Origin of the sequence: Kitasatospora sp. NPDC004723 (assembly GCF_040609255.1) — a bacterium.
Taxonomy (GTDB): domain Bacteria; phylum Actinomycetota; class Actinomycetes; order Streptomycetales; family Streptomycetaceae; genus Kitasatospora.
Genome location: NZ_JBEXJT010000001.1, coordinates 344,754 through 363,721 on the forward strand (window position 1 = coordinate 344,754; position 18,968 = coordinate 363,721).

Here is an 18,968-nt window from a genome sequence, read left to right on the forward strand (position 1 = left end):
TGTCCATGGAACTCATGCGTCCTCCTGGGGTGGCCCGTCGGTGCTGGGCCGTACCCGGCCAGTTCACCCGGTTGGCGCGGGAGCCGCATGCGGCGTGCACCCGCATGGGTGAGCGGGCGTCAGGAGGGCGGCTGTCAGGAGGGCGGGTCGGACGCGGGTCGGACGCGGGCCGGCTCAGGTGGCGGGTGTTCCCGCGGGCGCCGCCGCCTGCTCGGGCCAGGCGGAGCGGCGCAGCGACCGCCCGGCCGTCGCCGCGGTCAGGCCCGCCGTGAGCAGCGCGGCCACCGCGCCGAGCGCCGTCGCGGGGGAGAGGTGGTCGAGCAGCAGTCCGCTGCCGACCATCCCGGCCGGCATCCCGACCGTGAACAGCGTCAGCGTCGCGGAGATCACCCGGCCGCGCAGCGCGTCCGGGACCCGGCTGAACACCAGCAGGTCGATCATCACCCGCAGCGTCGGGATCCCCAGGCCCACCACGAACAGCGCCGCGAAGACGGTGACCGGACCGCCGGGCAGCAGCGGCGCGAACATCGCCGGGACGGTCAGCCAGGACACCGCGAGCAGCAGCACCCCGGGGCCGGCCAGCCGGTGCAGCCGGCTCACCAGCAGCGCGCCGACCAGCGCCCCGACGGCCTCGCCGGCCAGCGACAGCCCGATGCCGGCGCTGGACGTGCCCTGGCCGCGCAGGATCACCATCACGGGCAGCAGCATCGCGGCGCCCGCGACGTTGATCAGCAGGACGACGGCGAGGATCGGGCGCAGCAGGGCGTTGCCGGCCAGGTAGCGGTAGCCGGCCAGGGCGCTGCCGGTGGTGCCGTCCGTCCCGCTCGTCCCGCTCGTCTCGCTCACCCCTTTCATCTCCTTCGTCCCCTTCGTCCCCTGCGTCCTGGACTCCGGCCCGCCCGGGAACTTGACCACCAGAGCGGCGGTGAGCGCGAGCAGCGAGGCGACCGCCGTGCCGATGAACGGCGCGCTCCGGCCGAGGCCGAACAGCGCGCCCGCCAGCGGCGGCCCGACCAGGCCCGCCCCGCTCATCCGTGCCTCGTCCTGCGCGAGCGCCTGCCGCAGCTGCTCGGGCGGCACCACCGAGCGCACCGCGATCAGCCGGACCGGGCCGGTGTACGCGATGGTCGCGCCGATCACCACGGCCACCAGCAGGGTGTGCGCGACGGTCAGCCGGTCCAGCGCCATGGCGAGCGGGACGCTGGCGCAGGCGACCAGCCGCACGGAGTCGCCGACGATCAGCAGCCGGCGCCGGTTGTAGCGGTCGGCCGCCGCGCCGCCGTGGATGCCGAAGAGGACGGCGGCGCCGATCTGCACGGCCCCGAACGCCCCGGCGAGGGTGGAGGATCCGGTGAGCGCGAGCAGCAGCAGCGGGTACGCGGTGTCGGCGATCTGCAGGCCGAGGGTGGCGCCGGCCTGGCCGGCCCAGAGCGCCTGGAAGCGCCAGTTGCGCCGCAGCGGGACGGGCGGCGCCGCGTCCGGGGCCGTGGGCGGGGTCGCGGTGTCGGTCTTCATCGGTGGCCTCCCCCTCGTCGCCACTCACCATGGCGTCATCATTCACGAATGCGTGAATGATGACGTGGGCGTGACCGCTTGCGCAAGGGTGAATGTGCGATTGCCCGGTTCCACGGCCATCTGCGAGGGTGGGCCCGTGGTCGAGAACGCCGAGAACCCCGAAAGTGCCGGGAACGCCGAGCGCGCCGTGAACGCGGACGGAGGGGCGGTCGCCCCCGCCGTCCTGAAGGAGCGCCGGGTGGAGGACGCCGCCACCCTCAAGGCCCTGGCCGACCCGCTCCGCCTGGCGATCCTCGACGTCCTGATGGCGGCGGGCGACTCCGGCCCGCTCACCGCCAAGGAGATCGCCGCCGCGCTCGACGAGCCGCAGACCAAGCTCTACCGGCACATCAAGCAGCTGGAGAAGGTCGGCCTGATCGGCGTCGCCGGCACCCGGCTGGTCTCCGGCATCGTGGAGAGCCGCTACGCCCCGGCCCAGGCGTCACTGCGGGTCGCCCCGGAGATCTTCGCGCCCGGCTCGCCGACCCGGGTCGACGCCTACGACGCCCTGCTCGCCGCGATGGACCGCGTCCGCGGCGACTTCCGCGCCCACGCGGTGGCCGACCGGATCGACTTCGGCACCTCGCGGGAGGCCGATGCGACCGGTCTGCCGGGCATGTTCTCGCACTTCACGTACCGGCTCACCCCTGAGCGGATGCGCCGGCTGCGCCGTCAGCTCGACGAGATCTTCGACGAGTTGAGCGCCGAGGGGGAGAGCGACGCCGAGGACGCGGTGGAAGCGACCCTGTTCACCCTGCTCTACGGCGTCCGCTCCGAGCAGGGGACCGACTCTCGGACTGATACCCGACCGGGCACGGAATCGTAAACGTCGGGCGGACTGTCGGTGCCATGGTTCACGATGACTTAATGCCATACGAACTTCAGGCGCTGATCGGCCCGGCGGAGCTGGTCGCGGTGGCGGCCGCCGAGGTTTCGGCGGCCCGTCCGCGACCGCTCGCCCAGGGCCTGGCGCTGATCCCGGCCACCCCCGAGTTCCTGGCGGCCCTCCGGTTCGGCGACGAGGAGCCCGCTTCCGCGGGCGCCGCCGGCTTCCACTGGTTCTCCGTCGGCCTCGAACGCCGGCTCGCCGCCTGGTCCAAGGCCGGCCCGATCGCCTGCGTGGAGGCCGACTTCTTCGGCGGCACCGGCACCCAGCGCGCCGCCCTCTGGGCCGACGGCCGCCTCGCGCTCGGCCCGTTCACCAGCGGCGAGGCCGGCCCCTTCCCGCCCGAGGGCAGCCCGATCTCCCTCGTCCTGCGCCACCTCGGCGTCCACCTCCCGGCCGGCACCGCCGACCGCGACGAGTTCGACGCCGTCGGCCTCGCCGCCCACCGCACCACCACCGCCTGGGCCACCCCTGACTGACACCCGGCGAACGCCCCCCGGCGAACGACGGCGGCCCCGGTCGGAAGCCCTTTCCAGAGCTCCCGGCCGGGGCCGCCGCTCGGCTCAGCGGTAGTTCACGTACTGGATCGCGAAGTCCAGGTCCTTGCCCTTGAGCAGCGCCTGGACGGCCTGCAGGTCGTCACGGCTCTTCGAGCTCACCCGGAGCTCGTCGCCCTGGACCTGGGCCTTCACGCCCTTGGGGCCCTCGTCACGGATGATCTTCGCGATCTTCTTGGCATCGTCCTGGGAGATGCCCTCCTTCACGTCCGCGAAGATCTTGTACTCCTTGCCGGACAGCTGCGGGTCCTTGGTGTCCAGCGCCTTCAGCGACAGACCGCGCTTGATGAACTTGCTCTGCAGCACGTCCAGGATGGCCTTGACGCGCTCCTCGCCGTTGGCCTTCATCTCGATCGTCTCGCCGGAGCGCTTGATCTCGGCGCCGACGTTCTTGAAGTCGAAGCGCGTGGAGATCTCGCGGGAGGTCTGGTTGATCGCGTTGTCGACCTCCTGCCACTCGACCTTCGAGACGATGTCGAAACTGGAGTCGGCCATGGGTGTTGGTCTCCTTGATGTTCTGGCTGCACTGAGGCGGCCCGCCCACCGGGCGCCCGCCGCCCCAAGCCTATCCAGCCCACCCCCGCCCCCGCCCGGGACAGCCACGCCACACCCGTCGATCCCGCCCCACAGAACCGGGTGGCGAACCACCCCCCGGCATCGGGTAAGGTTTACCCAGTCGAACGGGGCAAGCCCCTGGGAGGCAAAAATCCTGGCTGGTTGCCCGAGCGGCCAAAGGGAGCAGACTGTAAATCTGTCGCGCAAGCTACGCAGGTTCGAACCCTGCACCAGCCACAGGATAGATGGACGGCCCCCGATTCACGGAGACGTGAGTCGGGGGCCTTTCGTCGTTTTCGGGGGTCATCGGGGGAGGGCGAGGAGGAGGGCGGCGGCGGTGGGGGTGTCGGGGGCGGTGTGGGTGGGGGTGGGGTGGGACGGGGGGAGGGGCGGGGGCGGGGTGGGGGTGATCCAGATGGAGCGGAGGCCGGTGGCGTGGGCGCCGGCGAGGTCGGTGTCGGGGTTGTTGCCGACCATCCAGTCGGCCGAGGTGAGGGTGCGGCCGAGGCGGGCGGCGGCGAGGTGGAAGATCCCGGGGTCGGGTTTGCGGGCGCCGGCCTCCTCGGAGACGCAGACGACGTCGACGGCGGGGAGCAGGCCGGTGCGGGCGAGTTTGGCGCGCTGGATGTCGGTGGAGCCGTTGGTGACGACGGCGATGGTCCAGCCGGCCGCGCGGAGTGCGGCGAGGGCTTCGGGGACGCCGGGGATCAGGCGGGTGCGGGCGGCCTCGTGGGTGACGTGCTGCTTCCAGAGGGTGGCGCCCGAGTAGGGGAGGCGGAAGCGGGTGCCGATGCGGCCGAAGCCGGAGGGGGAGCGGTCGGCGCGGAAGAGGGCGTAGACGACGGGGGCGGCCTCGGGGGGCAGGTCGTGGGCGGCGCAGAAGGCGGGGGTCCAGGCCTCGGGGCCGCCGTCGCGTTCGACCAGGGTGTGGTCCAGGTCGATGAGGAGGAGGGGTGAGGAGGAGGGCAGGACGGAAGGGAAGAGCTGAGGGTGAGGTGGCATGTGCGGAGGGTAGCGGATGGAGGGGGGTGGGGGTTATTGCGAATGGCTTGCAATTACATGAGTAAGGCAGCACAGTGGTGGGGCAGGGTGGGGCCGGACCGTTCAGCTCGGCCGCCGGGAGTCCTTCCCAAGAGCCGATCGTCTTCCCAACCGGCGCCCGCCGGGACAAGCGGTCCGCCCATCCTGTCCAGCCGCCGTCAGGGGCCCGTCAAGAGCGGGCGACGGCGCGTCAGGAACGCGTAGGGGCCGTGGGGTGGGACCGGCCGCCGCCCGCAGGATCGGAGCAGCCGATCGACTGCGGAGGTTCCGTCCGATGTCCAGCCCCCTCGCTCCGGCCGCCGCCGCGGCCGAGCCCGAGTCGCCGGATACCGGCGCGAGCGCGGCGGACCGGCACCGGCTGACCGCGCTCGGGGGTCTGGCGGCCCTGTCGTTGGACGCGATGGCCTCGGTGGCGTACGGGCCGGAGTCGGTGGTGCTGGTGCTCGCCGCGGCGGGGGCGTACGGCCTGGGGTTCACGCTGCCCGTCACGGCGGCGATCGCGGTGCTGCTGGCGGTGCTGGTCGCCTCCTACCGGCAGGTCATCGCGGCGTTCCCGGACGGCGGTGGTTCCTACGCGGTGGCCAAGGCGCACCTGGGCCGGCGGACGGCGCTGACCGCCGCGGCCTCGCTGGTGATCGACTACATCCTGAACGTGGCGGTCTCGGTGACGGCCGGCGTGGCGGCGCTCACCTCCGCCGTGCCGGGTCTGTACGGGCACCGGGTCTGGCTCTGCCTGGGCGTGCTGGCGCTGGTGACGGCGGTGAACCTGCGCGGGATCGCCGAGTCGGCCCGCTGGTTCATGGCGCCGACGGCCGTCTTCGTGCTGTCGATCCTGACGATCGTCGTGGTCGGCCTGTTCCGGGACGCGCCGGTGAGCACGGCGGCGGCCGACGGCCACGCCTCCGTGCTGGCCGACAACGCGACGGCGGTGGGCGCGTTGCTGCTGCTCAAGGCCTTCGCGGCCGGGTGTTCGGCGCTGACCGGCGTGGAAGCGGTGGCGAACGCCGTCCCGTCCTTCCGCGTGCCGGGCGTGAAGCGCGCGCAGCGCACCGAGGTCGCGCTCGGCGCGCTGCTCGGCGTGATGCTGATCGGACTGGCCCTGCTGATCGGCCGCTTCCACCTCCAGCCGGTCGAGGGCGTCACCGTGCTCGCCCAGTTGGCCGACGCCTCGCTCGGGCACGGGGCCGGCTTCTACCTGGTGCAGTTCGCCACCGTGGTCCTGCTGGGCCTGGCCGCCAACACCTCCTTCGGCGGCCTGCCGGTCCTGCTCCACCTGCTGGCCCGTGACCACCACCTGCCGCACGTCTTCGCCCTGCGCGCCGACCGCCAGGTGCACCGGCACGGGGTGCTCTTCCTGGCCGCCGTCTCCGCGCTGCTGCTGGTCGGCTCGGGCGGCGACGTCAACAGCCTGGTCCCGCTCTTCGCGATCGGCGTGTTCGTCGGCTTCACGATCTGCCAGGTCGGCATGGTCCGCCACTGGTGCCTGCTCAAGCCGGCCGGCCGGCGGTGGAAGGCGGCGCTGAACGGGTTCGGCGCGCTGCTCACCGGCACCGCCGCCCTCGTCGTCACCGGCACCAAGTTCACCGAGGGCGCCTGGGGCATCTGCCTGGCCCTTCCGCTGCTGGTGCTGCTGTTCGAGGCGGTGCACCGCGGCTACGCCCGGATCGGCGAGCGGCTGGAGCTGGGGCGCGTGCCCGGCCCGCTCACCCCGCAGCGCAGCCTGGTCGTGGTCCCGGTCACCGCGATCACCCGGCTCACCCGCGACGGCCTGTCCGCCGCGCTCTCGCTCGGCGACGAGGTCCTCGCCGTCACCGTCGTCCACGAACCCGCCGAGGCGGAGGCGCTGCGCCGGGACTGGGAGCTGTGGCGGCCCGGCGTGCCGCTGATCGAGATCCCGGACGCGCACCGCCGCCTCGGGCAGCCGATCGCCGCCTTCGTCAACGACCTCGCCGCCGAGCACGCCTACGACCGCCTCACCGTCCTCATCCCCGAGGTCGAACCCGCCCGCCCCTGGCAGCGCGCGCTGCAGAACCGCCGCGGCGCCGTCATCGACCGGGCGCTGCGCCGGCACACCGACGCGGTGGTCTGCCGGCTCCGGCTGCGGATGTGAACGGCGCGGGGCTGTGAACGGCGCGCGGACGCGAACGGCGCGGTGATGCGAACGGCGCGGAGAGGCGGGCGGGGCGCGGAGGTGAACGGCGCACAAATGCGAACAGCCCCCCCTGATGGAATTGCGGGGATATGTCCCATGTAAATGGAGTGATCGTCATATCTTGACGATGTCTTAACGGCCCTCCTTGACGCCCTCGAAACGCCCCCGACCCACCCGGAACGCCCGTCCATAGCGGCTGCGACCAGCGGAAACATCCCGCCCGTCCGTCCCGCCGGACGCCGCGGGCACGCCGGAACGGCCCATTGCGCGCCCGTCGCACGCGCTTACGCTCGCCGATGTGTTCAACGTGCCCCAGGCGCTCAAGCGCCTCGTGATCGGCAGGGCCATGCGCAGCGAGGAGCTCGGCGAGACGCTGCTCCCCAAGCGCCTGGCCCTGCCGATCTTCGCCTCCGACCCGCTCTCCTCGGTCGCCTACGCGACCCAGGAGATCCTGCTGGTGCTCACCGTCGGCGGCACCGCCTTCCTCTACCTGACCCCGTGGGTCGCGGCCGGCGTGGTCGCCCTGATGGCGGTCGTGGTGATGTCCTACCGCCAGGTCGTGCACGCCTACCCGAGCGGCGGCGGCTCCTACGAGGTGGTCTCCCGCAACCTGGGCGCCAACTCGGGCCTGGTGGTGGCCGCCTCGCTGCTGGTCGACTACGTGATGACGGTCGCCGTCTCGGTGGCCTCCGGCGTGGACAACATCATCTCGGCGCTGCCCTCGCTGGCGGACCACCGGGTGGAGCTGGCGCTCGGCTTCGTCCTGCTGCTGATGGCGATGAACCTGCGCGGCGTGCGCGAGTCCGGCAAGGCCTTCGCCGCACCGACCTACCTCTTCATCGGCGCGATCCTGCTGATGGTGGTCACCGGTCTGATCCGGGTGGCGTTCGGTCACGCGCCGGTGGCGTCCAGCGCCGGGTACGGGATCGTTCCGGAGGACGGCAAGGACAGCCTGGCGGGGCTCGGGCTGCTGATGCTGGGCCTGCGGGCCTTCGCCTCCGGCTGCACGGCGCTGACCGGGGTGGAGGCGATCTCCAACGGCGTGCCGGCGTTCCGGGCGCCGAAGTCGCGCAACGCCGCCGCCACGATGGCCGTGATGGGCACCACGGCCGTGGTCATGTTCGTCGGCATCACCTCCCTGGCGCTGATCTCCAAGGTCCACATCACCGACGACACCTGCCACCTCACCGGCTTCCCCGGGGACTGCGCGAGCGCGCCGCAGCAGACCGTGATCGCCCAGCTGGCGGCGGCGATCTTCGGCGGCGACCACAGCGTCCTCTTCTACGCCGTGCAGGCGGTCACCGCGCTGGTGCTGATCCTGGCGGCCAACACGGCGTTCAACGGCTTCCCGCTGCTGGCCTCGATCCTGGCCGAGCACCGCTACCTGCCCCGCCAGATGCACACCCGCGGCGACCGGCTGGCCTTCTCCAACGGCATCATCGCGCTCGCGGTGGTGGCCGGCGGGCTGCTCTGGCTGTACGACGCGGACGTCACCAGCCTCATCCACCTCTACATCCTGGGCGTCTTCACCTCGTTCACGCTGTCGCAGATCGGCATGGTGCGGCACTGGAACCGGGCCCTGGCCGGCGAGACCGACCCGTCGGTGCGCGGCGCCGCCCAGCGCTCCCGGGCGATCAACTTCTTCGGCGCGGTCACCACGGCGCTGGTGCTGGTCATCGTGCTGCTGACCAAGTTCACCCAGGGCGCCTGGCTGGCGGTGGTCGCGGCGGTGGTGCTGTGGCTGATGATGCGCGGCATCCGCCGGCACTACGACGGCGTCGCCGAGGAGCTGGCGGTGGACGACGCACGGGCCGCGGCGGTGCGGCCGTCCAAGGTGCACGGCATCGTGCTGGTCTCCCAGGTGCACAAGCCGACCCTGCGGGCGCTCGGTTACGCGCAGGCGTTCGCGCCGGACTCGCTGGAGGCGCTCACCGTCGCGGTGGAGCAGGACGCCACCGGGGAACTGGAGCGCCGGTGGCGGGAGCTGGACGTCCAGGTGCCGCTGAAGGTGCTGGACTCGCCGTACCGGGAGATCACCAAGCCGGTGGTGCAGTACGTGCGGGACCGGCGGCGCAGCAGCCCGCAGGACGCGGTGGCGGTGTTCATCCCCGAGTACGTGGTCGGCCGCTGGTGGGAGCACCTGCTGCACAACCAGTCGGCGCTCTGGCTGAAGAGCCGGCTGCTGTTCACGCCGGGGGTGATGGTGATCAGCGTGCCGTGGCAGCTGACCTCCTCCAGCCGGGCGAACCGGCCCTCGCGGCGCGCCCCCGGCGCGGTCCGGCGCGGCGAGCCGGCGGCCCGCCCGGAGCGCGGGACGGAGCACGGGGGGACAGGGCACAGGGGGACGGAGCGCGAGGAATCGGAGCACGAGAGGTCGCCCGAGCGCGCGTAGCCACCGCGCGGGGGAGGACCAGGGCCCCGGACGGCACCCGCCGTCCGGGGCCTTCGCGTACCCGGTCACGGCCCGGACAAGCCGCCGTATGGAGCCCGTCAACAATCGAACGGGCGCCGTATGGAGGGCGTCAAGAGATCCGTTGACGCTCCGTGAGCGCGGTTGGCTGGCCTTGCCGGCCCGCCGCCGGCGCCGTGCCCCGCAGGCCCGTGGTTCGCCCCGGACGCGGGCGGCGGCCACTTCCGAGCCACCGTGGTGGAGTCATGTCCGATCTCATCTACGTCGCCGTCACGCTCGCCGTGTTCGGCGTCATCGCCCTGATCGCGCGGGGGGTGGAGAAGCTGTGAGCGTGGAGAACGTCGTGGGTCTTTTTGTGGCCGTCGCGCTCGTCGGCTACCTCGTCCTGGCGCTGATCTACCCGGAGAAGTTCTGACATGGGCTCGACTCTCGCGGGCTGGCTGCAGGTCCTCGCCCTGGTGGGCGCGTTGGCCCTGTGCTACCGGCCGCTGGGCGACTACATCGCCCGCATCCTCACCACCTCCAAGCACCTGAGAGCCGAGAAGGCGCTCTACAAGGTGATCGGCGTGGACGCCGACGCCGACCAGCGCTGGCCGGTCTACCTGCGCTCGGTGCTGGCCTTCTCGGCCGTCTCCGTCCTCTTCCTCTACGGCCTGATCCGCCTCCAGCAGTGGCTGCCGCTGAACCTCGGCGTGCCGCGGATGGAGGGCCACCAGGCGTGGAACACCGCGATCTCCTTCACGGCCAACACCAACTGGCAGTCCTACAGCGGCGAGGCCGCGATGGGACACCTGGCCCAGATGGCCGGCCTGGCGGTGCAGAACTTCGTTTCCGCGGCCGTCGGCATCGCCGTCGTCGCCACCCTGATCCGCGGTTTCACGCGCAACCGCACCGACCGGGTCGGCAACTTCTGGGTCGACCTGACCCGGATCAGCGTGCGTCTGCTGCTGCCGGTCGCGATCGTCTTCGCCCTGGTCCTGGTGGCGAGCGGCGTGGTGCAGAACTTCCACGGCTTCCACGAGGTGGCCGGCCTGGCGGGCGACCCGCAGGCGATCCCGGGCGGGCCGGTGGCCTCGCAGGAGGTCATCAAGCTGCTGGGCACCAACGGCGGCGGCTTCTACAACGCCAACTCGGCGCACCCGTTCGAGAACCCGAGCGGCTTCTCCAACCTGGTCGAGGTCTTCCTGATCCTGCTGATCCCGTTCGCGCTGCCGCGCGCGTTCGGCCGGATGGTGGGCGACCACCGTCAGGGCTACGCGATCGTCTCGGTGATGGCGCTGTTCTGGATCGCCTCGACGGCGCTGGTCACCCTCTCCGAGTCGCAGCACGCGGGCAGCGCCCTGCAGGCGGCCGGCGGGGCGATGGAGGGCAAGGAGCAGCGGTTCGGCATCGCGGCGTCCAGCCTGTTCGCCGCGACGACGACGCTGACCTCGACCGGCGCGGTGAACTCCTTCCACGACTCGTACACGCCGTTCGGCGGCGGTCTGACGATGTTCAACATGATGCTGGGCGAGATCGCGCCCGGCGGGGTGGGCTCGGGCCTGTACGGGATGCTGGTGCTGGCGGTCGTGGCGGTCTTCGTGGCCGGTCTGATGGTCGGGCGCACCCCGGAGTACCTGGGCAAGAAGCTCGGCGGGCGGGAGATGAAGTTCGCCTCGCTGTACATCCTGACCACGCCGACGATCGTGCTGGTCGGCACGGGTGTGGCGATGTCGCTGCCGGGTGAGCGGGCCGGGATGCTCAACACCGGCGCCCACGGCTTCTCCGAGGTGCTGTACGCGTTCACCTCGGGCGCGAACAACAACGGCTCGGCGTTCGGCGGCATCACCGTCAACACCGACTGGTACGACACGGCGATCGGCCTGGCCATGGTGTTCGGCCGGTTCCTGCCGATGGTCTTCGTGCTCGCCCTGGCCGGCGCGCTCGCGCAGCAGCAGCCGGTCCCCGCCACCCCGGGCACCCTGCCCACCCACAAGCCGCTGTTCGTGGGCCTGCTGTCGGGCGTCGTCCTGATCGTCGTCGGCCTCACCTACTTCCCGGCCCTGGCTCTCGGGCCGATCGCGGAAGGTCTCTCCTGATGTCGTCCACCCTTACCGACAAGCCGGCCCCGCAGCCGCAGACGGCGTCCGCCGAGGCGCCGCACAGAGCGGCCGGCGGCCTGCTGGACCCCAAACTGATCCTGGCGTCCCTCCCGGACGCGGTGAAGAAGCTCGACCCCCGGGTGATGGTCAAGAACCCGGTGATGTTCGTGGTCGAGGTCGGCTCGGTCGTCACCACCGTCTCCGCGATAGCCGACCCGAGCGTGTTCGCCTGGTCGATCACCGTCTGGCTCTGGCTGACCACCGTGTTCGCCAACCTGGCCGAGGCCGTCGCCGAGGGCCGCGGCAAGGCGCAGGCGGACACCCTGCGCCGCGCCAGGACCGACACCACGGCCCGCCGCCTCACCGACTGGCCGGCGACCCGGGCCGAGGAGGAGGTGGCCGGCACCGCGCTGCGGCTCGGCGACCACGTGGTGGTCGAGGCCGGCCAGGTCATCCCCGGGGACGGCGACGTCGTCGAGGGTGTCGCCTCCGTCGACGAGTCCGCGATCACGGGTGAGTCCGCGCCGGTGATCCGGGAGTCGGGAGGTGACCGCTCCGCGGTGACCGGCGGCACCAAGGTGCTGTCCGACCGGATCGTGGTGAGGATCTCCTCCGAGCCCGGCAAGACCTTCATCGACCGGATGATCGCCCTGGTCGAGGGCGCCGCCCGGCAGAAGACGCCCAACGAGATCGCGCTCAACATCCTGCTGGCCTCGCTGACCATCGTCTTCCTGGTCGCGGTCGTCACCCTGCAGCCGATGGCCACCTACGCGGGTGCCCCGCAGTCGATGATCGTGCTGGTCGCGCTGATCGTGGCGCTGATCCCGACCACCATCGGCGCGCTGCTCTCGGCGATCGGCATCGCCGGCATGGACCGGCTGGTCCAGCGCAACGTGCTGGCGATGTCCGGGCGCGCCGTCGAGGCCGCCGGCGACGTCAACACCCTGCTGCTCGACAAGACCGGCACCATCACCCTCGGCAACCGCCAGGCCGCCGAGTTCCTCGCGGTGACCGGCGTGTCCACCGACGAACTGGCCGACGCCGCCCAGCTCTCCTCGCTGGCCGACGAGACGCCGGAGGGCCGCTCGATCGTCGTCCTCGCGAAGACCGGCTACGGCCTGCGGGCCCGCGCCCAGGGCGAGCTGGCCCACGCCACCTGGGTGCCGTTCACCGCGCAGACCCGGATGTCCGGCGTCGACCTCGACGAGCCGGAAGGGCTCCAGCAGGTCCGCAAGGGCGCGGCCTCGGCCGTGTCCTCCTGGGTCACCGGCAACGGCGGCACCGTCACCGAGGAGGTCTCCTCCCTGGTCGACGGCATCTCCGCGGCCGGCGGCACCCCGCTGGTCGTCGCCACCAGGGCCGGTGAGACGCCCGCCCGGGTCCTGGGCGTCATCCACCTCAAGGACGTGGTGAAGGAGGGCATGCGGGAGCGGTTCGACGAGCTGCGCCGGATGGGCATCAGGACCGTCATGATCACCGGCGACAACCCGCTGACCGCCCGGGCCATCGCGGAGGAGGCGGGCGTGGACGACTTCCTCGCCGAGGCCACCCCCGAGGACAAGATGGCCCTGATCAAGAAGGAGCAGGCCGGCGGCAAGCTGGTCGCGATGACGGGCGACGGCACCAACGACGCCCCCGCCCTCGCCCAGGCCGACGTCGGTGTCGCGATGAACACCGGCACCATGGCGGCCAAGGAGGCCGGCAACATGGTCGACCTGGACTCCAACCCCACCAAGCTGATCGAGATCGTCGAGATCGGCAAGCAGCTCCTCATCACCCGCGGCGCCCTGACCACCTTCTCCATCGCCAACGACGTCGCGAAGTACTTCGCGATCATCCCGGCGATGTTCGCGGCCGTGTACCCGGGCCTGGAGAAGCTGAACATCATGCACCTGCACAGCCCGCAGTCCGCGATCACCTCGGCCATCGTCTTCAACGCCCTGGTCATCATCGGCCTCATCCCGCTGGCCCTGCGCGGCGTGCGCTACCGCCCCACCGACGCCGGCTCCCTGCTGCGCCGCAACATCGGCCTCTACGGCTTCGGCGGCCTGGTCGTCCCCTTCATCGGCATCAAACTGATCGACCTGGTCGTCCAGTTCATCCCCGGCCTCAACTAACAAGAGAGGAGAACGCATCATGTCCAAGCCCCTGCCCGCCGCCGTGCGCACCCACCTCACCGCGCTGCGCGCCCTGCTGGTCCTGACGGTGCTCCTCGGCATCGCCTACCCGCTGCTGGTCACCGGCATCTCCCAACTGGCCTTCGCCGACAAGGCCAACGGCTCGATCGTGAAGGTCGACGGCAAGGAGGCCGGCTCCAGCCTGCTGGGCCAGAACTTCAACCTGCCCAAGCAGAACCCGGACGACCCGGACGAGGCCCCCCGGCCGGACCCGCAGTGGTTCCAGCCGCGGCCCGGCGCCTACGACCCCAAGGCCTCCGGCGCCTCCAACCTGGGCCCCAACAGCGAGGACCTCACCAAGACCGTCGAGGAACGCCGCCAGGCCGTCGCCGCGTTCGACGGCGTCAGCCCGGCGAGCGTCCCGGCCGACGCGGTCACCGCCTCCGGCTCCGGCCTCGACCCGCACATCTCCACCGCCTACGCCCGGGAACAGGTCGACCGGGTCGCCAAGGCCCGCGACCTGCCGGCGGACACCGTCCGCAAGCTGGTCGAGAAGTACACCGACGGACGCCCACTGGGCTTCCTCGGACAGCCGGGCGTCAACGTCGTCCTGCTGAACAAGGCGCTGGTGGAACAGAAGTGACGACCACGCGCCGAACAGTCGAGTGACCCGGCCGGCCCGGGCGAGCGGAACACCCGCCGCCCGGGCCGGCCGCCCGTGTCCGCGCACCACCGACCTGCCAGCCACGCAAGGAAAGAGCAGCGCCCATGGCCCGCGACCTCACCCCCGGCACCGGTCACCGACGCGGCCGGCTGAGGGTGTACCTCGGCTCCGCCCCCGGTGTCGGCAAGACCTACCGGATGCTGGACGAGGCACGGCGCAGACACGACCGCGGCGCGGACGTCGTCGTCGGCTGGATCGAGTGCCACGGCCGCCGCCACACCGAGGCCATGCTCGACGGCCTGGAGGTCCTGCCGCGGGCCCACCGCTCCTACCGGGACGCCGACTTCGAGGAGATGGACCTCGACGCCGTGCTGGCCCGCCGGCCCGCCGTCGCCCTGGTCGACGAGCTCGCCCACACCAACGTCCCCGGCGGGCGCAACGCCAAGCGCTGGCAGGACGTCGAGGACCTGCTCGACGCCGGGATCGACGTCATCACCACCGTCAACGTCCAGCACCTGGAATCGCTGAACGACGTCGTCCGCAAGATCACCGGCACCCCGCAGCGCGAAACCGTCCCGGACGAGGTGGTCCGCCGGGCCGACCAGATCGAGCTCGTCGACATGGCCCCCCAGGCGCTGCGCCGCCGGATGGCCCACGGCAACGTCTACCGGGCGGAGAAGGTGGACGCCGCGCTCTCCCACTACTTCCGGGTCGGCAACCTCACCGCCCTGCGCGAACTCGCCCTGCTCTGGGTGGCCGGCCGGGTCGACGAGGGCCTGCGCGACTACCGGGCCAGCCACAACATCGACCGGGTCTGGGAGACCCGCGAGCGCGTCGTGGTCGCCCTCACCGGCGGCCCCGAGGGCGAGACGCTGATCCGCCGCGCCGCCCGCATCGCCGACCGCACCGCCGGCGGCGACCTGCTCGCCGTCCACGTCACCCGCAGCGACGGCCTGGCCGGCGCCTCCTCCGGCGCCCTCGCCCAGCAACGGCAGCTGGCGGAGAGCCTCGGCGGCAGCTACCACGTGGTCGTCGGCGACGACATCCCCACCGCGCTGCTCGCCTTCGCCCGCGCCCACGACGCCACCCAGCTCGTGCTCGGCACCAGCCGGCGCGGCCGGATCACCCGCTTCCTCACCGGCCCCGGCATCGGCGAGACCACCGTGGACGCCTCCGAGGACATCGACGTCCACATGGTCACCCACGCGTTCACCGGCCGCGGCCGGCTGCCCGCGCTCGGCCGCCGCCACTCCCGGCGGCGCACCGTCGCCGGCTTCCTCGCCGGCCTGGTGCTGCCCTGGCTGCTGACCGCGCTGCTCTCGCAGTTCCACGAGACCGTCAACCTCACCACCGACGCGCTGATCTTCCAGCTCGGCGTGGTGGCGGTGGCGCTGCTCGGCGGCGCGACCTCGGCCCTGGTGGCCTCGCTGGTCGCCTCGGTGCTGCTCAACTGGTTCTTCATCCCGCCCGTCCACAACTTCACCATCGGCGAGACCAACAACATCATCGCCCTGGTGGTCTTCGCCGCCGTCGCGCTGACCGTCTCCACCGTGGTCGACCACGCCACCCGGCTCACCGCCCGGGCCGCCCGGGCCACCGCCGAGGCCGAGACCCTCTCCACCCTGGCCGGCAGCGTGCTGCGCGGGGCCGACGCGCTGCCCGCCCTGCTGGAGAAGTCCCGCACCGCCTTCGGGATGCGCACCGTCGCCCTGCTGGAGCGCACCGGCGGCGAGGTGCTGGCCTCCTGCGACAGCGACAGCGACGGTGGTGGTGACGGCGGTGGTGGCGGTCGTGGTGGTGGCGGCGAACCCGACCCCGGGCAGGCCGACGGGACCACCGAGGTCCCGGTCGGCGCCGACGCCGTCCTCGTCCTCACCGGCCGCCGGCTGCCCGCCGCCGACCAGCGGGTGCTCACCGCCTTCGCCGCGCACGTCGCCGCCGCCCTGGAACGCGACCGGCTCGCCGTGGTCGCCGCCGAGGTCGAACCGATCAGGGCCGCCGACCGGATGCGCACGGCCCTGCTCGCCGCCGTCAGCCACGACCTGCGCACCCCGCTCGCCGCCGCCCTCGCCTCGGTCGGCTCGCTGCGCAGCCCCGACGTCGAGTTCTCCCCCGAGGACCAGGCCGAACTCCTCGCCACCGCCGACGAGTCCCTCGTCAAACTCACCCGTCTGGTGGACAACCTGCTCGACATGAGCCGCCTCCAGGCCGGCGCGCTCACCCTGCACCTCGCCGAGACCCACCTCGACGAGATCCTCCCGCGCGCCCTGGACTCGCTCGCCGACCCGTACGCGCCCGTCCAGCCGCTCGACCTGGAGAGCGTGCCGCCCGTGCTCGCCGACCCGCCGCTGCTGGAACGCGTGCTCGCCAACGTGATCACCAACGCCCTGCGGTACAACGCCCCCGGCGCCCCCGTGCTGGTCGCCGCCAGCCACCACGCCGGGCGCGTCGAGCTGCGGGTGATCGACCGCGGCCCCGGCATCGCCCCCGAGGACCGCGACCGGGTCTTCCTGCCGTTCCAGCGCCTCGGCGACACCGACAACACCCAGGGCGTCGGCCTCGGCCTCGCCCTCTCCCGCGGCCTGGCCGAGGCCATGGGCGGCAGCCTGGAGGTCGAGGACACCCCGGGCGGCGGCACCACCATGCTGCTCACCCTGCCCGCCGCGAAGCCGTCCGCCGCGAAACTGCCCTCCGAGGGGGAGGTCCCCGTATGAGCGAGATCCTCGTCGTCGACGACGAGCCCGCGCTGCTGAGCACCCTGCGGATCAACCTCGGCGCCCGTCAGTACGCCGTCCGCACCGCCACCACCGGCGGCGAGGCCCTGGACCGCGCCGCGCACCGCGTCCCCGACGCCGTCCTGCTCGACCTCGGCCTGCCCGACCTGGACGGCATGGACGTGCTGCGCGGCCTGCGGCGCCGCAGTGCGGTGCCGATCATCGTGCTGTCCGGCCGCTCCGGCGCCGCCGACCGGATCGGCGCGCTGGACGCGGGCGCCGACGACTACCTCACCAAGCCGTTCCTGATGGAGGAACTGCTGGCCCGGCTGCGCGCGGTGCTGCGCCGTCCGCCGGCCGCCGCCGGCCCGGCCGCGCCCGCCCCGGTGATCGGCGGCCACACCGTGGACCTCGCCGCGACCACCGTGACCGGCCCGGACGGCCCGGTGCGGCTCACCCCGACCGAGTGGCGGATCCTCGCCCTGCTGCTGGCCAACCCGGGCCGGCTGGTGCCGGGGCGGCAGATCCTGCGCGAGGTCTGGGGACCGGCCCAGGAGCAGCGCGGCAACTACCTGCGGGTCTACCTGGCCGGGCTGCGGCGGAAGCTGGAGCGCGACCCGGCCCGGCCGCGCCATCTGATCACCGAACCGGGGATCGGCTACCGCTACGAGCCCTGAGGCCCTCCCGGGCGTCAACGAGTCGTCAAGGACGGCGACCGCGCCGCCAACAGGCCGTCAAGAGGCGCCGGAACCACCCGTTCGCGGGCGTAGCGTCAGCGGTGAGGAAGCGGCCCCGCTCCATGTGGGGAAGTCCGGGGCCGCTTCGCCGCTCAGGCGGCCGGCAGTGGGGGAGGGGCGCGCGGCACAGGGCCGCGCGCCCCGATCACTCGTTCGGTCCGCGCCCGTCCGTGCCGTCCGACTGCCGGGGCAGCGCCAGGACCACCGTGTCGGCGAACTCGCGCACCGCGCTGGTCCGGCTGACCACCCGTCCGCTGTGCACCACCAGCCGGCTGTGCCCGCCCGCCAGCGCCCCGGCCAGGCTGTCCCCGCGCACCGCCAGCAGTTCGGCCGGGAAGCCGGCGTCCACCCGTACCGGCGGCAGCCCGAGCGCCACCCGCGCCTGGTTGGAGACCGCGTCGTACGCCGCCTCCACGTCCATGACACCGCCCGCCACCAGCAGGTACGCGGCCTCCAGCGGATCGGCCCGTCCGACCGGGTTGGCGCCGTCCCGCAGCGATCCGCTGCCGGCCGCCAGCGGCACCCGGGCCTTCACCAGCTCGCGCAGCAGGGCCGGCCGCTGCCCGGCGGCCAGGCCTTCGAGCCCCGCGCAGCCGCCGCTCTGCGGCAGGCAGACCACCCGGATGCCGGCGCTGGCCAGCACCGTCGAGGCGCCCGGTGCCAGCGACCCGCACGGCCCGACCACCACCCGCGGCCGCAGCGGCGCGAGCGCCCCGGCCAGCCGGGCCAGCCGGCCCGGGTCGGCGGCGGTGGTGTGCAGGTCCACCGGGCAGTCCGCCTCCCGGGCGGCCTCCAGCAGCAGCTCGACATAGCCCGCCGGGTCCGGGTCCAGCTCGGGGCAGCCGCCGGCCGCGGTGGCGCCGAGCTTGAGCGCCTCCCGCAGCTGGGCCCGGCCGTCCGCCCCGGCCCGGCCCGTGAGCAGCCGGGGCATCGCCACGGCCTGCAGCTCGGCGAGGCCGCGCAGCGCCTGCTGGGCGGTGAGCACCGCCTCCAGCCGGCGCAGCCCGTGCACGTCGCCGATCCGGACGTGGGTGCGCTGGGCGGTCGAGCCGTAGCCGAGCGAGGTCAGCGCGGCCTCGGTGACCCGGCGGGTGAGGTCGGTGGAGGTCTCCGGCGGCGGCGCGGTCAGGGCGGCGGAGAAGGCCACGTCGTAGTGGGCGTGCGCCTCGGCGGGGGCCGGCAGCAGCAGATAGCCGCGCAGGTCGATCCGGGCGCCGGTGGTGACGGTGGGGGCGCCGGGCAGCGCGGGCAGCGGGCCGAGCCCGCCGGCGGTGCCGACGGCCTGGATCCGGTCGCCGCTGATCCGCACGTCCACCACTCGGCCGTCCGCCAGCCGCGCCCCGGTGAGCAGCAGGACGGGTCCGTGCCCGAGCGGGTTGGCGGCCGGGCCGGGGCCGGGCTGCGGTCCGTCGGCGGCTGCGCTGTCCATCGCCCGGCTCCTTCTCGCGTCCGGCTCCTGCTCGCGTCAATGAGCGCCGAGCCTACGGGCGGCGGGCCCGG

The 18,968-nt window shown here is 73.1% G+C and carries 14 protein-coding genes and 1 tRNA gene; 11 read left to right on the forward strand and 4 right to left on the reverse strand.

Annotated elements, in window-relative coordinates:
* Positions 1-174: 174 nt before the first annotated feature.
* Positions 175-1,515: an MFS transporter gene (locus ABZW10_RS01665; RefSeq protein WP_355358198.1), complete on the reverse strand. Its 1,341-nt coding sequence runs from the start codon at positions 1,513-1,515 to the stop codon at positions 175-177.
* Positions 1,516-1,651: 136 nt separating this feature from the next.
* On the opposite strand from ABZW10_RS01665, the gene ABZW10_RS01670 reads away from it, so the two are divergent.
* Together ABZW10_RS01670 and ABZW10_RS01675 are read left to right on the forward strand one after the other, a co-directional pair.
* Positions 1,652-2,380, forward strand: a complete 729-nt coding sequence (locus tag ABZW10_RS01670) for a helix-turn-helix domain-containing protein (RefSeq protein WP_355358201.1) — start codon at positions 1,652-1,654, stop codon at positions 2,378-2,380.
* Between the two features lie 41 nt (positions 2,381-2,421).
* Positions 2,422-2,919 carry a hypothetical protein gene (locus ABZW10_RS01675; protein WP_355358204.1) on the forward strand — a complete coding sequence of 166 codons (498 nt, stop codon included), beginning with the start codon at positions 2,422-2,424 and terminating at the stop codon, positions 2,917-2,919.
* An 84-nt stretch (positions 2,920-3,003) separates the two neighbouring features.
* On the opposite strand, the gene ABZW10_RS01680 is transcribed toward ABZW10_RS01675, so the two are convergent.
* Complete coding sequence (locus ABZW10_RS01680) at positions 3,004-3,492, reverse strand: YajQ family cyclic di-GMP-binding protein (RefSeq protein WP_355358207.1); 489 nt, start codon at positions 3,490-3,492, stop codon at positions 3,004-3,006.
* Between the two features lie 216 nt (positions 3,493-3,708).
* Here ABZW10_RS01680 and ABZW10_RS01685 point away from each other — a divergent pair.
* Positions 3,709-3,789: transfer RNA gene (locus ABZW10_RS01685), tRNA-Tyr, on the forward strand.
* Positions 3,790-3,855: 66 nt separating this feature from the next.
* Here the strand turns inward: ABZW10_RS01685 and ABZW10_RS01690 are convergent.
* Positions 3,856-4,554: an HAD family hydrolase gene (locus ABZW10_RS01690; protein WP_355358210.1), complete on the reverse strand. Its 699-nt coding sequence runs from the start codon at positions 4,552-4,554 to the stop codon at positions 3,856-3,858.
* Between the two features lie 313 nt (positions 4,555-4,867).
* On the opposite strand from ABZW10_RS01690, the gene ABZW10_RS01695 reads away from it, so the two are divergent.
* From ABZW10_RS01695 to ABZW10_RS01730, 8 genes are all read left to right on the forward strand, one after another.
* Positions 4,868-6,703, forward strand: a complete 1,836-nt coding sequence (locus ABZW10_RS01695; RefSeq protein ID WP_355358213.1) for an APC family permease — start codon at positions 4,868-4,870, stop codon at positions 6,701-6,703.
* 388 nt (positions 6,704-7,091) lie between these two features.
* Positions 7,092-9,137, forward strand: a complete 2,046-nt coding sequence (locus tag ABZW10_RS01700) for an APC family permease (protein ID WP_355358908.1) — start codon at positions 7,092-7,094, stop codon at positions 9,135-9,137.
* A 343-nt stretch (positions 9,138-9,480) separates the two neighbouring features.
* Positions 9,481-9,570, forward strand: a complete 90-nt coding sequence (gene kdpF, locus ABZW10_RS01705) for a K(+)-transporting ATPase subunit F (RefSeq protein WP_355358216.1) — start codon at positions 9,481-9,483, stop codon at positions 9,568-9,570.
* A 1-nt stretch (position 9,571) separates the two neighbouring features.
* The gene (gene kdpA / locus ABZW10_RS01710) at positions 9,572-11,233 is read left to right on the forward strand and encodes a potassium-transporting ATPase subunit KdpA (protein ID WP_355358219.1); all 1,662 of its coding nucleotides are present in this window, start codon (positions 9,572-9,574) and stop codon (positions 11,231-11,233) included.
* Positions 11,233-13,353: a potassium-transporting ATPase subunit KdpB gene (gene kdpB, locus ABZW10_RS01715; RefSeq protein WP_355358222.1), complete on the forward strand. Its 2,121-nt coding sequence runs from the start codon at positions 11,233-11,235 to the stop codon at positions 13,351-13,353. The genes kdpA and kdpB overlap by 1 nt, the downstream gene beginning before the upstream one ends.
* 19 nt (positions 13,354-13,372) lie before the next feature.
* On the forward strand, positions 13,373-13,996 hold the full coding sequence (gene kdpC, locus ABZW10_RS01720) for a potassium-transporting ATPase subunit KdpC (protein ID WP_355358225.1): 624 nt from the start codon (positions 13,373-13,375) through the stop codon (positions 13,994-13,996).
* 125 nt (positions 13,997-14,121) lie between these two features.
* Positions 14,122-16,731, forward strand: a complete 2,610-nt coding sequence (locus tag ABZW10_RS01725; protein WP_355358228.1) for an ATP-binding protein — start codon at positions 14,122-14,124, stop codon at positions 16,729-16,731.
* Positions 16,728-17,408, forward strand: a complete 681-nt coding sequence (locus tag ABZW10_RS01730; protein WP_355358231.1) for a response regulator — start codon at positions 16,728-16,730, stop codon at positions 17,406-17,408. Before ABZW10_RS01725 ends, ABZW10_RS01730 begins: the two co-directional genes overlap by 4 nt.
* 205 nt (positions 17,409-17,613) lie before the next feature.
* Here the strand turns inward: ABZW10_RS01730 and ABZW10_RS01735 are convergent, their stop codons facing one another.
* Complete coding sequence (locus ABZW10_RS01735; protein ID WP_355358234.1) at positions 17,614-18,897, reverse strand: hydrolase; 1,284 nt, start codon at positions 18,895-18,897, stop codon at positions 17,614-17,616.
* Positions 18,898-18,968: the final 71 nt, after the last annotated feature.

Bases quoted from the DNA above. Each gene is read 5' to 3' on its own strand.
- ABZW10_RS01665 (WP_355358198.1), bottom strand. From the start codon at position 1,515: ATGAAGACCGACACCGCGACCCCGCCCACGGCCCCGGACGCGGCGCCG.
- ABZW10_RS01675 (WP_355358204.1), top strand. From the start codon at position 2,422: ATGCCATACGAACTTCAGGCGCTGATCGGCCCGGCGGAGCTGGTCGCG.
- ABZW10_RS01730 (WP_355358231.1), top strand. From the start codon at position 16,728: ATGAGCGAGATCCTCGTCGTCGACGACGAGCCCGCGCTGCTGAGCACC.
- ABZW10_RS01725 (WP_355358228.1), top strand. From the start codon at position 14,122: ATGGCCCGCGACCTCACCCCCGGCACCGGTCACCGACGCGGCCGGCTG.
- ABZW10_RS01735 (WP_355358234.1), bottom strand. From the start codon at position 18,897: ATGGACAGCGCAGCCGCCGACGGACCGCAGCCCGGCCCCGGCCCGGCC.
- kdpC (WP_355358225.1), top strand. From the start codon at position 13,373: ATGTCCAAGCCCCTGCCCGCCGCCGTGCGCACCCACCTCACCGCGCTG.
- ABZW10_RS01680 (WP_355358207.1), bottom strand. From the start codon at position 3,492: ATGGCCGACTCCAGTTTCGACATCGTCTCGAAGGTCGAGTGGCAGGAG.
- kdpB (WP_355358222.1), top strand. From the start codon at position 11,233: ATGTCGTCCACCCTTACCGACAAGCCGGCCCCGCAGCCGCAGACGGCG.
- ABZW10_RS01700 (WP_355358908.1), top strand. From the start codon at position 7,092: ATGCGCAGCGAGGAGCTCGGCGAGACGCTGCTCCCCAAGCGCCTGGCC.
- kdpA (WP_355358219.1), top strand. From the start codon at position 9,572: ATGGGCTCGACTCTCGCGGGCTGGCTGCAGGTCCTCGCCCTGGTGGGC.
- ABZW10_RS01690 (WP_355358210.1), bottom strand. From the start codon at position 4,554: ATGCCACCTCACCCTCAGCTCTTCCCTTCCGTCCTGCCCTCCTCCTCA.
- ABZW10_RS01695 (WP_355358213.1), top strand. From the start codon at position 4,868: ATGTCCAGCCCCCTCGCTCCGGCCGCCGCCGCGGCCGAGCCCGAGTCG.